This is a genomic window from Thermincola sp. GK-1, assembly GCF_059412445.1.
In genome coordinates, this window is the sequence record NZ_JBSQAT010000043.1 from 1 (window position 1) to 1,283 (window position 1,283).

Annotated in this window: 2 protein-coding genes; both read right to left on the reverse strand. The window is 39.2% G+C overall.

Translation table 11 applies throughout. The features are described 5' to 3' along the window. A partial coding sequence (locus ACSNJE_RS15895) for an Athe_2463 domain-containing protein (protein WP_495253071.1) occupies positions 1 to 746 on the reverse strand: 746 nt, incomplete at its 3' end. Then, the coding region (locus ACSNJE_RS15900; protein ID WP_495253072.1) for a copper amine oxidase N-terminal domain-containing protein at positions 746 to 1,283 on the reverse strand (538 nt) is incomplete at its 5' end. The genes ACSNJE_RS15895 and ACSNJE_RS15900, both read right to left, overlap by 1 nt.

The window sequence follows — 1,283 nt, forward strand, 5'->3', positions numbered from 1 at the left end:
TCTGTTTCAACCGGAGTACCGGGGTCTATGCTCTTGACATAAAGGTTGGGAACAACGGGGTCAAATTCGTGACGTGGAGGAAGAGGTACGGTAATATACCAAATTCCTCCGTCTTTGTAATGCCACATACGCCCCATCCCGTAAGAATAATATGTCGGGGGCTGGAGCACATGTATATAATCGGGCCAGTTTCTTTTTTTCCCGTTTTTATCGTAATACTGGCCGTGGTACCGCTTTAACCCTTCGTCCATGTTAGGTAAGTACTTTAACTGGAGGTCAAACTGACTTTTATCTATCATTTCTCCTTTCATATCTAAATGATTTATTAAAGGTATATGCTGCCAAGGATATTTAATCCAACTAATCTCTTGTAACTTTCCGTCCAGTTGCCCATCAGGAGGAAACATTACGTTTGATATATTTTCTCCACTAATATTTTCTCCTATAAATCGATATTGTTTAGTTCTAAAGTCAAAATCTCCAAACGGCTGTCCATAAACAAGCATTCGATTGTTAAGACCGAATTTATGTAATCGTAAAAGTTTACCATGAAAATTTTTAGTATTTTTATCAAAAACTTTATTTTTTAAATAATTATTATCATCTATAATTACCGCTTCTTCAGAATTGGGTGGTTCTTTCGGTGGGAAATAGTTTTGGGGTAGTGATGTTGCTTTTGCAAATGATATAAAAGATAAAAACATTACAAAGAATACATTTAAAAAGATAATGGGTTTTTTAAACATTATTCCACCCCCGGCAACCATACGATAATGGATATGGTCCAGTTTCCGTAGGAAGAAGCAACTCTAATGCGTTGGTTATTAACAACCCAAGACTTATTTAGAATATCAGTTGATACTTGTTTATTTCTGGCATATTTAGTAACTTCCTCTGCAACAGATTGGCCAAACTTACTAGCTAAAATTAATTGAAGGTCTTTTAATTGTTGCTCCATATTATTATTTAATGAAATAAGCACATCTAAATCTACCATATTGGGGTTATCGTTTTTAGAAGGTAATATTATCCCTAACTCCGTCCCCTCCGGAATCGTATACCCATTATTCACCGTGATCCTCACGGTTCTGGTCTTGGCAAGCCACTCCACCGTGGCGCCCAGGCATTCGCTGATGAAGCGCAGGGGCACCATGGTCCGGCTGCCGGCAATCACTGCCTTGGTATCGAAATACCTGGTCCGGCCGCTAACGGCGGCTTTGCTTTCGCCGATTTTCAAGGTGATGGTCCTGTCTTCTTTGCTGATGGTGACCACTCTTGTTTCG